We start from the raw sequence: 1799 nt of genomic DNA on the forward strand, positions 1-1799 counted from the left end.
GGCCCCGGCGGGGCCGCCCCGCCGTCCGCCGTGTTCCACTACGGAAGGCGCTCGCACACGGCCCCCCGGCTGGCCGGCGCCGTCGCCGAGAACGACGAGGACGGCGTGGTGGTCGGCCACCGGGCCGCGCCCCGCTGGTTCGAACTGGCCTACCTGGTCACCGTCTGGACCAACCGGCCGCAGGACGAACACCGGCTGCTGGCCGAGGTGTTGCAGTGCCTCACGGCCGTGGACGCGCTGCCCGTCCGGGTCCTGACCGGCACGCTCGCCCGGCTCGGGCTGACCGTCGGCCTCGACATCGCCGGGCGCGACTCGGGCCTGCCGTCGGTGTCCGACGTGTGGTCCGCGCTCGGCGGGGAGATGCGGCCCTCGATCGACCTGCGGGTGCTCGCCCCGCTGCCCGGCGCGCTCAGCCCCGCCGGGCCGCCCGTCACCGAGGGGCTCGTCGTGCGCGCCGAGGACACCACCCGGGAGCACCCGGCGCCCGCCGAGCACCCGGGCCGCCGACTGCGCTACCGCGGCGGCGCGGACCCGGGCCCGGACGGCTTCGCCGCGCCCCGGGAGCGCGGACTGCCACCGGGCCGCCGACCGCGCGGCGGGACACGGTGAGCCGGTCGCGCGCCGGTGCCCCGGCCGACCACCTGTGGGAACGGCTGCACCGGGTCGAGCAGCGCGTCCGCACCGCCGTCCACGAGCGCCGCGCCGCCGACCCCGACCCGGACGACCCCTACCGCGGCCAGTACCTCGGCCCGGAGGCGGTCGAGCGGATCCTGGCGGCCTCCGCCGCAAGGGGCCGCAGCGACGAGAACACGGACCCGCCGCCGCCCGGCTCACGGCTCGCCCGGCTCTGCGCGGCCTTCGGACTGCTCCCGGTGGACCTGGACCTCCTCTTGGTGGCCCTCGCCCCCGACCTCGACACCCGCTTCGAGCAGCTCTACGGCTACCTCAACGACGACCTGACCCAGCGCCGGGCGACCATCGGCCTGGCCCTCGACCTGTGCGGACTGCCCGCCGCCGGCGCCGGCCGCCTCCGGTTCTCCGCGCGGGCCCCGCTGATCGCCGCGGGCCTCCTGGAGATCACCGAGCCGGAGCGCCCGCTGCTCTCCCGCGCGCTGCGCGTACCGGACCGCGTGGCGGCCCACCTGCTCGGCGACGACGAGCCGGACGACGCACTCGCCGGGCTGGCCCGTCGGGCCGCCCCTGGTGCCGCAGCGCCCGCTTCCGGCACCGCGGAGCCCGTCGACCGTCTGCGCGCGCTCGCGGCCGACGGCGGGCTGGTGCACCTCCTGGACCGGAGCGGCCACGCCGGCCCCCTGGCGGTGGCCGCCCTGGCAGCCGACGGACGTCCGCCCCTCGTCGTGGACGCCGCCGCGCTGGCCGCCCGTCCGCCGGGCGCCGTCGTGCGGGTGCTCGCCCGCGAGGCGCGCCTCGGCGGGAGCGGCGTGGTGCTCGGACCGCTGGACCGGCTCGAACCCGAACGGCCCGAGCGGGCCGCCCTGTTGCGCGAGCTGTGCGCCGCGCTCGCCGGCGTCCCGCTGATCGTGCACGGCCCGCAGGTGTGGGACCCGGCCTGGGCCGACGAGAGCCCGGTGGTCGTCACCGTCCCCCCGCCGGAGGCGCACGGGCTGGCCGAGCAGTGGGCCCGCGCACTGGGAGGTGTGCCGGAGGAGGACGAACCGAAGCCGCTGAGCGAGGAGTTGGCGCAGGCGGTGGCCGCCTACCGGCTCGACCGCGAGAATCTCCGGCGGGCCGCCACCGTGGCGGCCACGACGGCGGGCGCCCCCCAGCGCCCCGTGTGC

Annotated in this window: 1 protein-coding gene and 1 pseudogene; both read left to right on the forward strand. The window is 79.0% G+C overall.

The annotated features are described in order from the left end of the window. Positions 1-609, forward strand: a 609-nt coding sequence (locus ACFV4F_RS42840; RefSeq protein WP_380511360.1) for a DUF4255 domain-containing protein, incomplete at its 5' end; no start/stop codon positions are given. Further along, positions 606-1799: pseudogene (locus tag ACFV4F_RS42845) on the forward strand (ATP-binding protein); the annotation flags it as partial. The gene ACFV4F_RS42840 and the pseudogene ACFV4F_RS42845, both read left to right, overlap by 4 nt.

The sequence above is a fragment of the Kitasatospora sp. NPDC059722 genome, from assembly GCF_042733235.1.
Taxonomy (GTDB): Bacteria; Actinomycetota; Actinomycetes; order Streptomycetales; family Streptomycetaceae; genus Kitasatospora.